This window comes from Microbulbifer sp. VAAF005, from assembly GCF_030012985.1.
Lineage (GTDB): Bacteria > Pseudomonadota > Gammaproteobacteria > Pseudomonadales > Cellvibrionaceae > Microbulbifer.
Map to the genome: position 1 here is coordinate 2,298,032 of NZ_CP120233.1, position 17,302 is coordinate 2,315,333.

The 17,302-nt window shown below is 52.5% G+C and carries 15 protein-coding genes and 1 pseudogene; 9 read left to right on the forward strand and 7 right to left on the reverse strand.

What is annotated here, in order from left to right:
* Positions 1-963: a YbgA family protein gene (locus P0078_RS10110; RefSeq protein WP_108731802.1), complete on the reverse strand. Its 963-nt coding sequence runs from the start codon at positions 961-963 to the stop codon at positions 1-3.
* A 242-nt stretch (positions 964-1,205) separates the two neighbouring features.
* On the opposite strand from P0078_RS10110, the gene ydiJ reads away from it, so the two are divergent.
* The 3 genes from ydiJ (at position 1,206) to P0078_RS10125 (ending at position 5,964) form a co-directional block, all read left to right on the forward strand.
* A complete protein-coding gene (ydiJ, locus tag P0078_RS10115) occupies positions 1,206-4,241 on the forward strand; it encodes a D-2-hydroxyglutarate dehydrogenase YdiJ (RefSeq protein WP_282934255.1) in 3,036 nt (1,011 codons plus the stop codon).
* Positions 4,242-4,315: 74 nt separating this feature from the next.
* Entirely contained in the window at positions 4,316-5,053 is a 738-nt protein-coding gene (locus P0078_RS10120; RefSeq protein WP_282934256.1) for a tetratricopeptide repeat protein, read from the forward strand.
* A gap of 506 nt (positions 5,054-5,559) precedes the next feature.
* Positions 5,560-5,964, forward strand: coding sequence for a 3D domain-containing protein (locus P0078_RS10125; protein ID WP_238152122.1), 405 nt, complete (start codon positions 5,560-5,562; stop codon positions 5,962-5,964).
* Between the two features lie 92 nt (positions 5,965-6,056).
* On the opposite strand, the gene P0078_RS10130 is transcribed toward P0078_RS10125, so the two are convergent.
* Together P0078_RS10130 and P0078_RS10135 are read right to left on the reverse strand one after the other, a co-directional pair.
* Entirely contained in the window at positions 6,057-6,590 is a 534-nt protein-coding gene (locus tag P0078_RS10130; protein ID WP_282934257.1) for a hypothetical protein, read from the reverse strand.
* Between the two features lie 203 nt (positions 6,591-6,793).
* Positions 6,794-7,054 carry a hypothetical protein gene (locus tag P0078_RS10135; protein ID WP_108731798.1) on the reverse strand — a complete coding sequence of 87 codons (261 nt, stop codon included), beginning with the start codon at positions 7,052-7,054 and terminating at the stop codon, positions 6,794-6,796.
* A 197-nt stretch (positions 7,055-7,251) separates the two neighbouring features.
* On the opposite strand from P0078_RS10135, the gene trhO reads away from it, so the two are divergent.
* A complete protein-coding gene (gene trhO / locus P0078_RS10140; RefSeq protein ID WP_282934258.1) occupies positions 7,252-8,253 on the forward strand; it encodes an oxygen-dependent tRNA uridine(34) hydroxylase TrhO in 1,002 nt (333 codons plus the stop codon).
* A gap of 8 nt (positions 8,254-8,261) precedes the next feature.
* Here trhO and P0078_RS10145 read toward each other — a convergent pair whose 3' ends face one another.
* Positions 8,262-8,654 (reverse strand): hypothetical protein, encoded by a 393-nt coding sequence (locus P0078_RS10145; protein WP_282934259.1) that lies wholly within the window; start codon positions 8,652-8,654, stop codon positions 8,262-8,264.
* A 592-nt stretch (positions 8,655-9,246) separates the two neighbouring features.
* Positions 9,247-10,397: pseudogene (apbC, locus tag P0078_RS24770) on the reverse strand (iron-sulfur cluster carrier protein ApbC).
* Between the two features lie 211 nt (positions 10,398-10,608).
* Here apbC and metG point away from each other — a divergent pair.
* Positions 10,609-12,636: a methionine--tRNA ligase gene (gene metG / locus P0078_RS10160; RefSeq protein ID WP_282934262.1), complete on the forward strand. Its 2,028-nt coding sequence runs from the start codon at positions 10,609-10,611 to the stop codon at positions 12,634-12,636.
* Between the two features lie 10 nt (positions 12,637-12,646).
* Here metG and P0078_RS10165 read toward each other — a convergent pair whose 3' ends face one another.
* Positions 12,647-13,549 carry an EamA family transporter gene (locus P0078_RS10165; RefSeq protein ID WP_282934263.1) on the reverse strand — a complete coding sequence of 301 codons (903 nt, stop codon included), beginning with the start codon at positions 13,547-13,549 and terminating at the stop codon, positions 12,647-12,649.
* 151 nt (positions 13,550-13,700) lie between these two features.
* Between P0078_RS10165 and P0078_RS10170 the strand changes: the two genes are divergently transcribed.
* From P0078_RS10170 to P0078_RS10185, 4 genes are all read left to right on the forward strand, one after another.
* A complete protein-coding gene (locus tag P0078_RS10170) occupies positions 13,701-14,648 on the forward strand; it encodes a D-2-hydroxyacid dehydrogenase (RefSeq protein ID WP_282934264.1) in 948 nt (315 codons plus the stop codon).
* Between the two features lie 260 nt (positions 14,649-14,908).
* Positions 14,909-15,160, forward strand: a complete 252-nt coding sequence (locus P0078_RS10175) for a hypothetical protein (RefSeq protein WP_282934265.1) — start codon at positions 14,909-14,911, stop codon at positions 15,158-15,160.
* 38 nt (positions 15,161-15,198) lie between these two features.
* Entirely contained in the window at positions 15,199-15,696 is a 498-nt protein-coding gene (locus P0078_RS10180; protein WP_282934266.1) for a hypothetical protein, read from the forward strand.
* Positions 15,674-15,916 (forward strand): hypothetical protein, encoded by a 243-nt coding sequence (locus tag P0078_RS10185; RefSeq protein ID WP_282934267.1) that lies wholly within the window; start codon positions 15,674-15,676, stop codon positions 15,914-15,916. The genes P0078_RS10180 and P0078_RS10185 overlap by 23 nt, the downstream gene beginning before the upstream one ends.
* 126 nt (positions 15,917-16,042) lie before the next feature.
* On the opposite strand, the gene yghU is transcribed toward P0078_RS10185, so the two are convergent.
* Positions 16,043-16,921, reverse strand: a complete 879-nt coding sequence (gene yghU, locus P0078_RS10190; RefSeq protein WP_282934268.1) for a glutathione-dependent disulfide-bond oxidoreductase — start codon at positions 16,919-16,921, stop codon at positions 16,043-16,045.
* Positions 16,922-17,302 lie beyond the last annotated feature (381 nt).

Genomic DNA, 17,302 nt, shown 5'->3' on the forward strand with positions numbered 1-17,302 from the left:
TTATCGAAATTCACATAAACCTAATTCAGCCGGCTCGGCAGCGAGCAAGACTTGGCTGTGGATAAAGTGGTGTGGGCTTCTCGGCAAGTAATGACGGAGCATAGTAAGCACCGCCGAAATCGGTTTATGCCCTTGCCGGTACTCCTCGATAAGCTGGGCTAATTCAGCCCGCTCTTCCCGGCTTAAATAGCCCTTTAAATGCCCCTGGCTGTGCATCAGCGCATTGGTTCGATCCTTGCGCGATGCATGTTGGGAGAGAATATCCATAATCCGCCCACGAATTTCATAAGCGAACTCTTCGGGGGTCACCGCACGAGAGTTGGAAACAAACTGACCCAAGGCACGGGTCAGAGGCTGGCTATGGGCTAGCAAGAGGTACTTATAAGCGGTGTAAAACTCAATAACTTTAGCGGGTCGAGGATCCGGCGATACATAGCGATGCCAGGCATCGTAAGCAAATACTCGGGTTAAAAAGTTCTCGCGAATATCGCTGGCATTCAGTCGCCCTACTTCCTCCATAGGGAGGTGGGGGAAATTCTCTCTCACACGCGCAGCAAATAGACCTGCCGAATGCGCCAGTACACCGCGACCATCTTCTTTGTAATGGGGGGTAGTACGCACACCGCAGCTGGGAGACTTTTGCATCAGGATAAAACCGCGCAACTGCTCGACCTCCGGACTTATCTCGTCTGCGTAAGCTTCAAGGTCCTCTGTCACATCGATATTGGTGTCATCGCGCCCAACTGCGCGCAGGCGATCACTGACAATCAGGTGAATTGGCGGGCGGGGCACTCCCAAGCCTATTGCCACTTCCGGGCAGTAAGCTTGCAGATCAAAGCAATTACCCAGCAGCTGAGTGCAGACTTTGCTGTGCTTATGGCTACCGTTATATCGAACTGGATCACCCACGGCACAGCGGCTGATACCAACGGGAATCTTATGCGGCAGGAATTGAATATTCATAGTCACAAAGTGTGCAGGTAATGGCCTACCTTTTTTATAGTCTGCCACTAAAACTTATACAAGCTTTGCCTTTGTATAAGTTTTTGAAAATCTCCTGCAAGGTAACCGTGGCTTGCGCAAATACAAACCAAAGCTACAATGCAAAGCCGCGTTCATTCCGAGTTTTAGCGCTGCGCGCACTCTTATCGCCAGTCCCCGGTCTGCGATGCGGCCCACACCTCCCGGAAAGTACGGATTAGCTCATGATTCCAGCATTGCGCGAAGTCGACGAGGTTCAGGCGCTCTATTTGCAGTTCTTGCAGGAACTGAAGGACGCAGGTTTCCGTGGCGATACCACCCCCAGTTATGCCAGCCGCACGGTCCTGGCTACCGATAATTCGATATACCAGGTCCTCCCCCAGGCCGTTGTTTATCCCCGCGATAGTCGTGACTTGCAGCTGCTCGCCGAGCTGGCTGACAGGGAGGAGTTTCACTCGGTAGTGCTATCCCCCCGTGGCGGTGGTACCGGTACAAACGGCCAGTCCCTGACCGATGGACTGGTTGTGGATATCTCCCGCCATATGAACCAGATCCTCGAAATCAATGTTGAGAAGCGCTGGGTCCGGGTACAGGCCGGTGTGGTCAAAGATCAACTGAATGCAGCACTCAAACCCCACGGCCTCTTTTTTGCTCCGGAGCTTTCCACCAGTAACCGAGCCACCATTGGCGGCATGATCAATACCGATGCCTCAGGCCAGGGTTCATGTGTCTACGGCAAAACCCGCGATCACGTGCTGGAGTTACACACCGTATTATTGGGCGGTGAGATTTGGCACTCGGCCCCGATCGACGATGAGGAGCTGGCACAAGTTAGTGTCGGGGATAAACGCTCTGCACAGGTTCACCAAGTCTGTGATTCTATCGCGCGTACAAAAGCAGAGTTAATCACAGCAAAGTTTCCCAAGCTCAACCGCTGCCTCACCGGCTACGACCTGGCTCATATTCGCGACGACAAAGGCTTTAACCTCAATAGTGTTCTCTGTGGCTCAGAGGGAACCCTGGGTTTTATCGCCGAGGCAAAACTCAACCTGTTGCCAATTCCCAAATGTGTCGCTCTGGTCAATTTAAAGTACGACCATTTTCAAGAGGCGCTACGCGACGCCAAAGACCTGATGCTGGCCGGTCCCATGTCTATCGAGACAGTGGACAGCAAAGTGTTGCAGCTGGCGATGGAAGATATCGTCTGGCACAGCGTCAGTGAATTTTTCCCAGCGGATGATCGCCCGGTCAAGGGCATTAATTTAGTCGAGTACGCCGCCGATAGCGAAGAGGAATTGGAGCAGGCACTAGCCCAATTTACTGCTCATATTGATGAAGCTATTGGCCAGGCAGGTAAAAGTTTCGGTTATTCCATTGCCCGAGGCCACGCCGAGGTCAATCGAATCTGGGCCATGCGCAAACGGGCCGTGGGCTTACTGGGAAATGCCCAGGGAGAAAAACGCCCAATTCCCTTTGTCGAGGACACGGCAGTACCACCGGAAAACCTGGCAGATTTTATCGCTGAGTTCCGCACGGTATTGGATGAGGCCAATCTCGACTACGGTATGTTTGGCCATGTCGATGCGGGCGTGCTGCACGTGCGTCCGGCAATTGATATGAAAGACCCCCGGCAAGCCGCACAAATTCGTCCGATCACCGATCAGGTGGTCGCCCTCACACAGAAATATAAGGGCCTTTTGTGGGGGGAGCATGGGAAAGGTGTCAGGTCTGAATACGCACCGGAATTTTTTGGCGAGCTCTACCCAGAGCTGCAAAAAATCAAAGCCGCCTTCGATCCTCGCAACCAACTCAATCCGGGGAAAATAGCTACTCCCAGTGATGACAGCCAGCTGCTGAAAATTGACGAGGTATCCACCCGAGGCGAGCGGGACCGGCAAATTCCCGCCCAGGTCTGGGAGGGCTATGAGGAAGGTGTGCACTGCAACGGCAATGGTGCTTGCTTTAACTGGAACCCCGACGATGCCATGTGCCCTTCCTACAAGGCCACTCGCAACCGTATTCACTCTCCCAAGGGGCGCGCCTCTTTAATGCGCGAATGGCTGCGATTGCTCAGCGAAAAAAATGTTGATGCGGTCTCCAGTGCCCAGCGCCTGCGGGAACGCTCCTTTTTTGTCGGACTCCCCAAGCGCATTATCAATTCCCTGGCAAAAACCCGTGGCGAGTACGATTTCAATCACGAAGTTAACGAGGCGATGCAAGGCTGCCTGGCCTGTAAATCCTGTGTGGGGCAGTGCCCGATAAAAGTGGATGTGCCGGAGTTTCGCAGCAAATTCCTCGAACTCTACTACAGCCGCTATTTGCGTCCGCTAAAAGATTACGCCGTCGGTGGGCTGGAATTCCTGATGCCACACCTGGCCAAGCTACCTCAGTTATACAACTGGCCACTAAAACTCAAGCCAGTTTCCTTCCTGATGGAGCGCCTGTTCGGCATGGTGGACAGCCCACTGTTATCGGAAAAAACCTTGAAAGCGACTATGGCGGAGCTGGGTGTGCCTGTCGCCAGTGCCGCCTGCCTGGAGTCCTTGGGCCCGGCACAGCGCAGTCGCGCAGTGGTGATAGTGCAGGATGCTTTTACCAGTTACTTTGATGCCCAAGTGGTTGCCGACATCGTGCGCTTGCTAAAGCAGCTCGATTTTGTCCCCATGCTGGCGCCCTACCGCGCCAACGGCAAACCCCTACATGTGCACGGTTTCCTGCGCCAGTTCCAGAGGGTCGCTGAATTAAACAGCCAGATGCTTAACGACCTCGCCGCCAGCGGTATTCCCCTTGTGGGCATCGACCCCTCAATGACCCTGACTTATCGCTCCGAGTATAAAAAGCTGATGGGCGATGAGGCACCCAAGGTCCACTTGTTACAGGAATGGCTGGCTTCCCAGCGGGAGCACCTGGAACAACAGCGCCACCGCATAGCGCCCGCCAACTTCCAGCTTCTGCCCCATTGCAGTGAACAAACCAATGCCACCGCCTCGGTGAAAGACTGGCAAAATGTTTTCACTGCCCTGGGCCTGGAACTCGCTACCGAGAGCCTCGGCTGCTGCGGTATGGCCGGTACCTATGGCCACGAAGCAGATCACAAAGAGACCTCACGAGTCATTTTCCAGCAATCCTGGGCGCCCCGATTGAACAGTGGCGAAAACCAGTTGGCCACCGGCTATTCCTGTCGTTGCCAGGCCAGTCGCTTTGCAGGCGTATCCTTGCGCCATCCGCTACAGGGGCTACTGGCGCAACTGGATAAATAGGCATTTACTGACGTAAGAGGCCCATAGCTCCGGGTCTCTTACCGTCCACCCAAAGTAGCCTGCGGGAAGTGCCTATGCACAAACATCTCTCAAACCTGCTCATGCTGTTTTATGCACTGCTTGGCATCGCCGTATTGCTAGCAGCAATATCCATAAGCTCAAACTCCGGGAAACAACAATTAGGGCACCATCTATCCCAGGCCCAACACTCCCTGGCATTGGTTACTGAGGCTGAAACCTACGCCCGCACGGGCAACTACGCCGACGCACTGCCACTTTACGAAAAGGCCATCTCCTCGCTGTCCGACTATCCGGATCAACAGCAGGCCCTGCGCTACCGCTACGGTATTGTGCTCAATGCATTTAGCGCCCAAGCGCGACCTGACCTCTACCCCCTTGCCCGCGCACAGTTCGAATCGGTCCTCAATTACCTGGATGAGGGCGCGGTGCTACCGCAGTCCACCGCGAGAGTGCGGTCGGCCATGGCACACACTTACCATCAGCAAGCAGCAACGGAGAAGGAGCACACTCAGCGAGCTCATCTTCTACGCTCGGCTTACCTTCTATATAAGAGTGCAATCCAAGGCCTGCGCGAGCAGGCGGAATGGCAGAACCTTGCCATCACCTATTTCAACCTGGGGCAAGTCTGTGAATGGCAGGGCAATCTGGAGGAAGCCATCATCTGGTTGGAAAAAACGGTGAAGCTGGACATGCAGCACAAGCTGCCGGACCTCCAGGAAGACAGTGACTACTTATCCGCATTGCGCAGCCAGGTGGAACCGATACTGGAAAACCCCGAAACCGCGCTGTAAGTACTGGGGATTCCCTGCACTTTTTAATGTGACGCACCGGTTTTTCCGCTAAAACCTGCTGTTTTTTGTCATATCAGCAATATATGGAGAATAAGTCACAAATAATTTATGAGGAATTTTTTACCGTTCCAGTCATGCTAAGTAATGCCCTCCACCACTCCTAGCACGACTCTTTAGAATGACATCGCTGTCACGCAATTTTTCTCTTTTGAAACCATTTACCAAGGAGCTGGGTTCTATCCGGCCATTTCCTTCTGTACAAAATATATACAGCGCAATTTTATTGTTCTTTATATCTGAAAATTAAGCCATTTTTTTATTTTCTGTAAATAACCCGCCAATTCATACGGCTTTTTCTCGCTTTGCAGGAAAAAGTTGATACCTCAGGAATCGCCGGTAATATAGCCAGCGTTGATTAAATATTGATCAACGATTTCCAAACAAACTTGGAAATTTCACAAGCAGCCCTTGGCTTGTGACCATTTATGACCTGGAGGTAATGGGACATGATGAAACAGACTCTGCGAAATACTGCCTTTTTTATTGCTGCCTTACTCGCTATCGGTGTAAGCGTTAATGCCTCAGCAGCACTTAAGAAAACCATGATTGTTGACGCAACTGCTTACAACTCTGTACCCGGACAAACTGACAGTGATCCCTGGGTAGCAGCTTGGAACAACCGCCTGCGCCCCGGTGACAAAATTATCGCCGTATCCCGTGACCTGGAAAAACACGGTCTGACTAACGGCGCCAAAGTTAAAATTGAAGGTCTGCCTGGCACCTATACCGTGCGCGACCGTATGAACAAGCGTTTTACTAACCGAATCGATGTTTGGATGGAGAAAGACATTAAGAAAGCCCGCGCCTGGGGCAAGAAAAAACTGAAGATTGTTTTTGAACCCGTAAAGTAATTAGACCTAATTTCAACAGAGCTTGTGACCCCGCCCTCCAGCGGGGTTTTTTTATTGTTAAAAGAAATTATATCTAATCCAGAAAAAAGCAATCAGGGTTCCATCTCCATTAAAAACCCTTCTAGCTCTATACAATTTGAATTTCCGATATAAAACAGGCTCGGCTGCTGGTTCTCGGTATAGCGATGTTTTAATCCATCCTCGCCAATTAATATTAAGTATTCTGATTTTACCCAGCGCTCACCCTCCCTGTATTCCGTTAGCCATAAAAGCGATGGCTGCCCCTCGTGACAGAGCCCATAAAACATGCGGGTTTTTTCCACCAGTTTCTTGGTCATGTAATCTAGATAGCGGCCGGGATAGGTATAGCGATCAGCCTCAATACCAATTTTCTCTGGGTTTATCCCCATATCGGCGCGGCCAACTCTCTGTATATAAATTGCCAGGTTCTCGTCGCAATCAAGACAATGGCGCCCGGCAACAATGGCATAACCACTCAATTCGGAGATAAGTCGGGCTTCTTTCAGGTCAGTGGTGAGCAGCTGTCGATTGGAAAGGCGGATGCTCTCTGCGGATACCAGTGGACTTAATACAGTCACCAGCAGAATAAGGTAGCGCAGGTTCATGGGGAGGGTAACCGCAGGTTAGGTAGTACCGCCGGAGACCTGGATTCCACCATTGTCTCGCGGCGGCACTGTGATTGGGTGTGCTGTTACACAGTCGCGATTCCCTTCTCACATTAACCATAGCAGTTTGAACAAATGTCAGCCGACTTTTGCCACAACTCCCGCTGGGAATTGCCAGTCAGCCGATTCATTCTGAAGAGGGCTTACCAGCTGCCATCGGCTTCCTGAACTGGCCCAACAAAGGTAGCGATCCCCTCCTCTTTAAGAGCATCGAGCGCTTCATCCAGCGCTTCCCGCTCAGTCTCAAACGCATCTTCCCACACGGTTGAGTTGTTGTGTTCATCGACGATTTCAAGCAGCCAGCCGCCCTCACCATCTTCGTAAATATCGATCTGGACGGAAACCTCGCCCTCCCGATAGATCTGGCTCAACTCCGATTCTTTCGGTGCAAACTCTTCGCCCATGGGATTCGCCTCGCTGTGACCTTGAAATTTCGGCCAGAACTTTGACAACTTGCGGCCCGACGGTCAACTACAAATCCCTTTTCTTGCAGGTGCGGACCGCCTGCTTACTGTACGACAAGCTCCTTTTTTTGCGATAAAATGCGCGGCGATTTTTTCTGCTCCGGATTTGCGATCCGGCCCGCAACTGAGGAAGTACCATGAACCATTTTGTTGTCTGTGCACTGTATAAGTTCGTTACCCTTGAGAACTTTGAAACGCTTCGCGCCCCACTGCTGGAGGTGATGCAAGAAAACAGTGTTCGCGGCACCCTGCTGTTGGCCCAAGAGGGCATCAATGGCACTGTAGCCGGCTCCCGCGAAGGTATCGACGCGGTATTAGCCCATTTGAAGTCAGACGAGCGCCTCGCCAACCTGGACTACAAAGAGTCCATCACCCAGGCAATGCCCTTCCTGCGCAGTAAAGTGAAGCTAAAGAAAGAAATTGTCACCATGGGTGTAGAGGGCATTGATCCACTGCGCACCGTCGGCACCTATGTCAAACCCAAAGATTGGAATGCCCTGATCAGCGACCCAGAGGTTGTTGTCGTGGACACCCGCAATGACTATGAATTCCAGGTCGGTACTTTCAAGAATTCCATCAACCCGGAAACTGAGACTTTCCGCGAGTTCCCGCAGTACGTAAAAGAGAATATGGACCCGACCAAGCACAAGAAGGTCGCCATGTTCTGCACCGGCGGTATCCGCTGCGAGAAGTCCACAGCCTATATGAAAGAGCAGGGCTTTGAAGAGGTATATCACCTCCACGGCGGTATTTTGAAATACCTGGAAGAAGTCCCAGCAGAAGAATCCCTGTGGGAAGGCGAGTGCTTTGTTTTCGATGAGCGGGTGACAGTCAACCACAACCTGGAACGCGGCAAATATGATCAATGCAATGCATGCCGCATGCCCATCACTGAGGAAGACCAGCAATCTCCCCTGTTCGAGCAGGGTGTAAGCTGCCCGCACTGCCACGACAAGGTGCCTGAAGCCGACCGAGCCCGTTTCCGCGAGCGCGAAAAGCAAATTCAGCTAGCCAAACAGCGCGGCGAAGTACACATTGGCCAGGACGCCCGCGAGCAAACCGTCTCCCGCCGCGAGCAAAAGAGAGAGGAGCGTCGCCGCCAGGCTGAAGCCCAACAGGCGCGCAGCCAGCAGGCCTAACTCCTCCCCTAGAGAGCAAGAGGCTGAGGTACGACCTTTATCTGGGCTAGCCAGGCCTCTGCCTCGGCCTCCACAACGAACTCCCTAGAACTGAGCCTGCACAGGCAGGAGCCGTGGCTGGGCAGCGGACAGGTCCAGCGCCCTCGCGGATGTAACACCGCGATAAATGCCCGTCGCAGTACAGGGTTCTCAGCAATAAAGTGAATAAACTTCTGGTGTTCCTCCAGTGTGGTTTTGCTGCGCGCATAACGCAGGTCGAGTAGTACACGTAGGGGTTTTCGGTGGCGATACTTTTCCACCAGTAGTGCAATGGCTTCTATTTTGTCCTTATACCCCACCGGACCAAAAAAAAGCACACGCGCTATTCCACCCGCCGGCCGATAGCTAATATGAAAATTCATTGATAACAGCACCCGTGCGCTTGTCTTTTTTATTTTTATCGACTACAGCTTCCGCAATGCCTCTTTTTATTGTCTTACCTGTATTGAAAACGCGAAATAAGGCAGACTTTTTTCTCGTACACTCCTGATATTTACTTCTACCTCAACGGCAATCCAACATCCGTATAAAGGGTTTGACGTTTGTCGGCGAAAATACTGCACCTGTAAACCCGTTTTAATACCCTCAGCCCCAACTACATTTAATAAGCGACAAAAAACCTGCAAATACTGCCACCTAAAAATCATAAGCGGTCTATATCGCAAAAAAATATCGGCTTTATGATTTTTAAAACAATAAGTAACTAGTACGATCAAAATACCCCTGTTTTTTACCAGGTAATTCTGTGAAATATTTTGAAAGTTCTAATTTACCCAGAGCGCGACAGAAGTGGGCTATCGCTAAAAGGAAATCTGTACCATAAAACAAGGAACAAACTAGTACGGCTTACTTCAATGAGGGACACCGGGCTGCATCAATATAGAAATATTGGAGCCCGGTAAAAACAGAAAAACAAAGAAAATTATTTCTTTGTGATCAATATCGCGAATGGGTTCAACTTATTTCGATTTCCGGCATATCGCTGTCATCACTGCTGTTTAACCAGATCTGGGCAGCAGCCTTGCGGGCAATTTCGCAATAAAAACCAGCAATTTCACTATCTGGATCGGAAATAACACTGGGCTGTCCGCTATCCACATCGGCGCGGATTTTCTGTGCCAGCGGAAGCTCTCCCAGTAAATGGGTATCGTACTCTGCAGCGATTCGCTCACCGCCACCGGTACCGAAAATTGGCTCGCTGTGACCACACTTGGAACAAGTATGCAGCGCCATATTTTCCACAATACCCAGCACAGGTACCGATACCTTGCGGAACATCTCCACGCCCTTAATGGCATCTTTTAGTGCCAGGTCTTGAGGGGTAGTTACAATTACCGCACCGGCCAATGTAGTTTTCTGTGCCAGCGTCAATTGAATATCCCCGGTACCCGGGGGCATATCCACAACCAGGTAATCAAGCCCATCCCGACTTTCCCCCACAGGGTTTGACTGAGAATCTGGTTGAGCGCGCCGCTGGCCATAGGCCCGCGCCATACCGCAGGGGTCTCCTCGGTCATCAGGTACCCCAGAGACATTGTCTCTATTCCATGGGCCTCTACCGGCACAAAGAATTTCTGTTCTTTCACATGCGGGCGCTGGTCTTCAGTTCCCAGCATGGTGGGCAGGCTCGGGCCGTAGATATCAGCATCCAACAAACCAACCCGGGCACCTTCCGCCGCCAGGGCCAGGGCCAGATTGACCGCAGTCGTGGACTTGCCAACCCCGCCTTTGCCCGACGCGACAGCAACAATGTTTTTTACCTTCGCCAGAGTTTCCGGCGCCCCGGAAGTCGGCGTAGCGGGAATATCGCTGAACAGCTCAAACTGCAACTTAGAGCCTTTGAGGGGCCCGGCTTTCAACAGCGGCTGACAGCTCTCCTCCACCCGCTGGAGCCAATCTGCCTCCTGGCTCGCACACGGATATCCCAGGGTAATCCCGGCGAAAACAGTTTCGTCCTCATACCCAACTTCAATTTCTGCGTCCAAATCATCCAGCGGCAAGCCACTGGCAGGATCATGCAACTGGCCGAGGCACTCCGCCAGTCGCTCCAGTTCAGCCTGAACTTCCTGTGACAGCTCGTCATGATCGTGATGATGATCGCTCACGGTATCTCCCTCTCAGCGCTTCTAGATTGGCTCGCATTGTGTCGGATGACGCGGCCTAACACCAGCCACAGCAGCCAAACAAGGATTCACATAAGCCAGCTTGATCCCTCCACGACATAGTGCAAATCTGCTATATTCCGCGGTCTTTTGACGATCTTCGGCCCACTCTCCGTGAGTCCCTGGCCGCAACCCCACAGCGATGGAAAAACCGATGTCCGATACGCGCAACATTCTCGTCACCAGCGCACTGCCCTATGCCAATGGCTCCCTACATCTGGGCCATGTGCTCGAATATATCCAAACCGATATTTGGGCCCGCTTCCAGCGTGCGCGCGGCAATAACTGCCTGTATATCTGTGCCGACGATGCTCACGGCACTGCAATTATGCTGAAAGCTGAACAACTGGGCCTGACCCCGGAACAGCATATCGCCAATATGCAGGCAGAACACGAGCGCGACTTCGCCGACTTCCTGATTGGTGTGGACAACTACCACTCCACCCATTCAGAGGAAAACCGCGAGCTGTCGGCAATGATCTACCGCCGCCTCAGCGAAAACGGCCACATCGCGTCGCGCACTATTACCCAGGCTTTCGATCCAGAGAAACAGCTTTTCCTGGCGGATCGCTATATCAAGGGAACCTGCCCCCGCTGCAGCACGCCCGACCAGTATGGTGATAACTGTGAAGCCTGTGGCGCCACCTACAGCCCTACCGAACTGATCGATCCGGTATCAGCGATCTCCGGCGCCACTCCGATAGAAAAGGAGTCAGAGCACTTCTTCTTTACCCTGCCCGCATTCACCGAGTACCTGCGCGAGTGGACTCGCTCCGGTACCCTCCAGGATGAAGTGGCCAACAAGCTGGCCGAATGGCTGGAAGAGGGTCTGCAAGAGTGGGATATTTCCCGCGACGCCCCTTACTTCGGTTTTGAAATTCCCGATGCGCCGGGCAAATATTTCTACGTGTGGCTCGACGCTCCCATTGGCTATATGGCCAGTCTCAAAAACTACTGCGACAGCAAAGGGCTGGACTGGCAGGAGTACTGGAAAAAAGACAGCGACGCCGAGGTCTACCATTTTATCGGCAAGGATATCGTCAACTTCCACGCACTCTTTTGGCCAGCCATGCTGGACTCAGCGGACTTCCGCACCCCCAACAAAGTTTGCGTACACGGCTTCCTTACCGTAAACGGCAAGAAGATGTCCAAGTCCCGCGGCACCTTTATCAATGCCCGCAACTACCTGGATCACTTGAGCCCTGAGTATTTGCGCTACTACTTCGCCGCCAAACTGACCGGTGGCGTCGATGACCTGGATCTGAACCTGGACGATTTTATCGCCAAGGTGAACTCTGATCTGGTGGGTAAAGTAGTCAATATCGCCTCTCGCACCGCCAAGTTTGTCAGCAAGTCCGGTGGCAAGCTGGCCGGCGAACTGGCCGACGAACAATTGTGGAACCAATTTGTAGAAGCGGCTCCACGAATTGCTGAGTATTACGAGCAGCGAGAATACGCCCGCGCCATGCGCGACATTATGGCTCTGGCCGACGCCGCCAATGCCTGGATCGCCGACAAGGCTCCCTGGTCCCTGGCCAAGCAGGAGGGCACCGAAGCTGAGGTTCTGGCTATTTGCTCCCAGGGTGTGAATATGTTCCGCGCCCTGATCACCTGGCTCGCCCCGGTATTGCCCAACACTGCACAAAAAGCGGCGGAGTTCCTCAACAGTGAGCTGGATTGGAACAGCGCAACCAAACCGCTGACAGATCACGAAATCAAGAAGTTCAAACCGCTGCTGCAACGGGTTGAGAAAACCCAGGTAGATGCGGTTATGGATGCGGCTGCGGAATCCTTGGCCCAGCTACAAGCGGAAACCAAAGCTGCTACCGGCCCTCTAGCGGAGGACCCCATTGCTGAGGAAATCCAGTTTGATGACTTCGCCAAAGTAGACTTGAGGATCGCCCTGATCGCCAAAGCTGAGCATGTTGAAGGCGCCGGTAAACTGCTGCGCTTAACCCTGGATCTGGGCGGCGAAACCCGCCAGGTATTTGCCGGTATTAAAAGCGCCTACGCCCCTGAGGACCTGGAAGGTAAGCACACCGTTATGGTCGCCAACCTGGCGCCGCGTAAAATGCGCTTTGGTGTCAGTGAGGGTATGGTTCTGGCAGCAGGTCCCGGAGGTAAGGACCTGTGGATACTGGAGCCCCACGAGGGCGCCAAACCCGGTATGCGCGTAATGTAATTTTCCTGCGCTAACGCAGGGAAACTGCAATCAAGCCGGCACACACCAGCCCCACTCCCAGCAGCTGGGGCCTGTGTGCCGGCTCCTTGAGTAACCAGACCGCCAAGCCCACGCCCAGGGGAATACTCAACTGCCTTAGGGCAACTACATAACTCACATTTTCAGTCATTGTCATCGCCAGCAGTACCAGGCCGTAAGTCGCTCCCATCATGGCACCGGTCAGGGCCCCGACCTTCAAATCCCGAAAACTTTGGATCAATGGCGCAGTGCCACTCTGACCCAAGCACCCCAGAAGCAGCCATACACCACAGGCAAGAAACTGCATCCCCAAATAGCTGTAGGCCAGAACAAGCGCAGGGATAGTGCCTCCCGCAGTATCCCCCAGGTAAATCAGCGCCCCTTTATCTGCCAGTGAATAGCCCACAGTGCCAATGGCTGCGACCAGCGCCCAGGCGCAGTCCGCGCGCCAATAAGCTCTCCAGTGCCACTCGCGGAAATACACCAACGGTACCAGCAGGCAGCCAATTGTCACCAACAGCATTCCCACCCAGGCGAGTGGAGGTAGCGATTGCCCCAACAATACCGTTGCCAGTGCAACCAGCAATACCGGCAATGCTCGAGCAACGGGATAGACCAATCCCATATTGGCTCGCTGGTAGGCGAGGGATAAGCCCCCCATATAAATCATTTGAAAAAAACCACTACCGATAAGGAGGATCCAGAAACTTCGCGGGAGCGAATCAACCTGATATAGCAACCAAAAATTTAGCGGTAAAAGAAAAATTCCAACACTGAGAGTCGCGATACAGAAAAAAGCGGGAGTTGGTGTGCGAGACTTCCCCAGTAAATTCCAACCCGCGTGTAGAAATGCAGAAATTAAAACAAGACTGGCAGCGGTAAACGATATTCCCATAGAGGCCCTCTTCAATTGCGACAGAAAGGCCCCGACAAACCAACCGTAGCCACGAATATGCGCAGTTAAGGCCGCTGGCCAGCAAAGTTTTGCATTCCTTCTTCACTGCCGTAGCATGTCCACCACACTGCAAATCTATCGAGGAGATGTCATGCGCGGCGTATTTCTGGACACTTTGACAATGAAGCTTGAGGAGCTGGATACCTCGGCCCTAACAAATAGTCTAGACCAGTGGGACTTCTATGAAACGACTCCCGCCGAAAAAGTCGCGGAGCGAATCGCCGAGGCCGAGGTGGTAATAACCAATAAAGTCATAATAAGCCGCACATTATTGGAGCAAGCCAGCAAATTAAAAATGATTTGTGTTTGTGCAACCGGTACAAATAACATCGATCTCGCCGCCGCACAGGAATTAAATATTCCGGTGTACAACGTTAAAGGTTATGCGGGGGCTTCTGTACCACAGCACACTCTTGCCCTGATCCTGGCTCTTGCTTCCAAGTGGCACCGCTATCACAACGATGTTTTTGCCGGACGCTGGAGCCAATCTACAATTTTTTGCCTGCTCGATCACCCAGTGGTTGAACTCGCAGGAAAAACACTCGGTATCATTGGCTTTGGTGCCCTCGGGCAGAAGGTGGCAAAACTGGGGGAAGCCCTGGACATGCGGGTACTGGTGGCTGAATCATTTAGCGGCACACCCGCTGAAGGCAGGACGCCACTGCAACAATTGTGTGCAGAGTCCGATGTCATCAGTCTGCACTGCCCGCTCACAGAAGAAACCGATCAGCTGGTAGACGAGCAATTCATCGCCGCGATGAAACCCGGCGCACTCCTGGTCAATACGGCTCGGGGCGGGCTGGTAAATGAACAGGCACTGGCGGATGCTTTGCGCAGCGGACACCTTGGGGGGGCGGCACTGGATGTCCTCAGCCAGGAGCCCCCACCCGCCAGTCACCCACTATTGGACAGAGATATCCCCAATTTGATTATCACCCCCCACAACGCCTGGATCAGCCGTGAATCACGCCAGCGCCTACTCAACGGCGTCGTAGAGAATATTGAAACCTGGAAAAGTGAGAGTACCAGCCATCCATAAACAACTCGCTTTTATCTAACCCAAGCCATCTCAGGCATCTGCCGGTCCGAGGACTAAGCCCCTCTGTGAACCCAGGCCGGCTTTTGCCGTTTGAAACCACGACCGGGCCCGAACAGCTGCCAGCCATAGTCCAAGATCAGTAGCAGGGACAGGGACTTTTTTCTGCAAAAATCGAGTGAAAAAAACCCCTTTTTCAAGTGGGAATTACCACGCGGGACTATAGACTTCCTCGGCAATTAAACCCCGAGAGGAGAAACCTGATGGCAACCGCAAGATCTCCACATACGAACTCCAGTAGGGAGAAGCTGCAACAGGCCTATAATCTTGCTGGAGAGGCCGCTTCACAAGCTGCTGGCAGCTTGAAAGAGAGGGCCCGGACCTCTGTAGAGTCCCAGAGACAACGTGCCACCGATGTAATGGAAAAAGCGGAGTCCTCACTTCGGGAGCGCCCCATTCTCGCTGTTGGCTGTGCATTTGTTGTTGGCTGGGCAATTGCGAAGCTCTTTAAGTAACGCTGCTCTCTTTTTTCGACTGGTAAGGACACCCCCTGATGGGCAATGAAAAAAAGTCCCAAGCGTCTGGCGAGAATGCCGATTCCGCTGCGCAGGAGCGCAGCCCGGATCAGTCTTCACCTTCTCCCTCAGGGAAAGACTCTGATGGAGAAGGTGAAAATAGCCTTGAAGCTACCCTCGCTCGCGCCGAGGCAACACTGACCCTACTGACTGCCTGGTTGGCTAATATTCAAAAGCTATTCCAGTTGGAGTTGGATAGAACAATTGCAGCCGGCAAGCGTATTGTTGCCCTGCAACTGATGTTACTGCCTCTAAGTGCGGCCCTCATCGTCAGTCTCTGTGGAGGCGTTGGGCTGATTGCCTACTATTTTTCCCAGTCTATTTATTTGGCATTTCTGGTATTTATTCTTATCCAGGTCGCTATTTTGGCGGGAGCTATCGTTTATCAAAAGAAGCTGGTGCCCCTACTGGGTTTTGAAGAGACCAAGCGACAAGTTAAAGAGGCTTTAAACGATGTCACTGAAGTCTTTAAATAAACAGATCGAACTATGTAGTCGAGACACGGAGCGACAACGGCTCAGTGTGTTGGCAATAGTAAATCGACAACAGCAGGACGTTCAGCAGCGTTTACAGGGAATTCCCCTGCCACTGGTTTTAGGTCTGGCTTTAATCGCCGGCTTCGCGGTGGAAAAATTATGGCAATTGCCCCGCACCTCACAGGTGGTTCAGTTTATGCTGTCTATGAGGCCTTTTTAGCCGGCGCTACTCTTTATATAAATATTAATTCAACGGCCACTTCTAAAAAGAGGGGCACCGGAAAATAACCATAGAAAATAGATACTGGCACATCCTTGTGCCAGCCTTACCCATTAATACCCTGTATTAATCAACATCCTTATCGGTCACTTTATCTTGGGTGTTATTGTCAAAGTCACCGGCGCTGTGGCGCTCATGTAGTTGTTCGCTGGGCTCACCCCAGATTCGATTGACCATTCGTCCGCGCTTTACCGCTGGCCGCTCTGCAATTTCCCCCACCCAACGATTGAGATTTTTATAACTCTGGGTATCGAGAAATTCCGCCGCACTATAAGCTTCATTGCGCACCAGAGCCCCATACCAGGGCCAGATCGCAATATCGGCGATGGTATAAGTCCTTCCCGCCACATACGGATGCTTTGCCAGCTGTTGGTCCAATACGTCCAACTGGCGCTTTACTTCCATAGCAAATCGGTTGATCGGATATTCATATTTTTCCGGTGCATAGGCATAAAAGTGTCCAAAGCCTCCCCCCAGGTAAGGGGCCGAGCCCATCTGCCAGAAGAGCCAATTCAAAGCCTCGGTGCGCTGCTCGGGCGTATGAGGCAATAGGACATTAAACTTTTCTGCCAGGTAGAGCAGTATGGAGCCACTTTCAAATACCCGGATTGGTGGCGTAGTGCTGTGATCCACTAAGACCGGAATCTTGGAATTTGGGTTTGCCTCAACAAAACCACTGCCAAACTGCTCTCCTTCAGTGATACGGACTAAATGGGCATCGTATTCTGCTCCCTCAAACCCGAGTTCCAATAACTCCTCTAACATCACCGTCGCTTTAACCCCGTTCGGCGTAGCCAAAGAATAGAGCTGCATCGGGTGCTGCCCCTGCGGCAGCGCTTTATCATGGGTCGCACCCGCTACCGGCCGATTGATACTGGCAAAAGCGCCCCCGCTTTCCTTATCCCACTGCCAAACCTTGGGGGGAGTGTAGGTTTCGTTCGACATTAAACTGCTCCAACTGAATTTAAGGTTGCTCTCAAGCAAAAACACGCATGCCGCGTCAATATACTGTATTGCCTCTACCCCACGCTTATCACCAAGTACCAAACTGGGTTACCCATCTTGTACCTATCGTTTCAAATTGGCAAAGATACTGCAAATAGTATCCACAAAGGCCTCCACCTTTACTCCAAGTGGGGTCCATTTGATCCAGAGGTGGCCCTTTGTCGGCCCTTTTCCCCTGCCACCCTCCTCACGAGTTGAAGCCCCCAAGCGACTCAACCATAATAGCCGCCCTGCGCGGCATTCGACGGTGCTCACAAGGAAGGTGCTAGTCTCACCTTAACCCTGCCGACGCCATTGCCGCTGTTCGCGCCACTCCGCCCT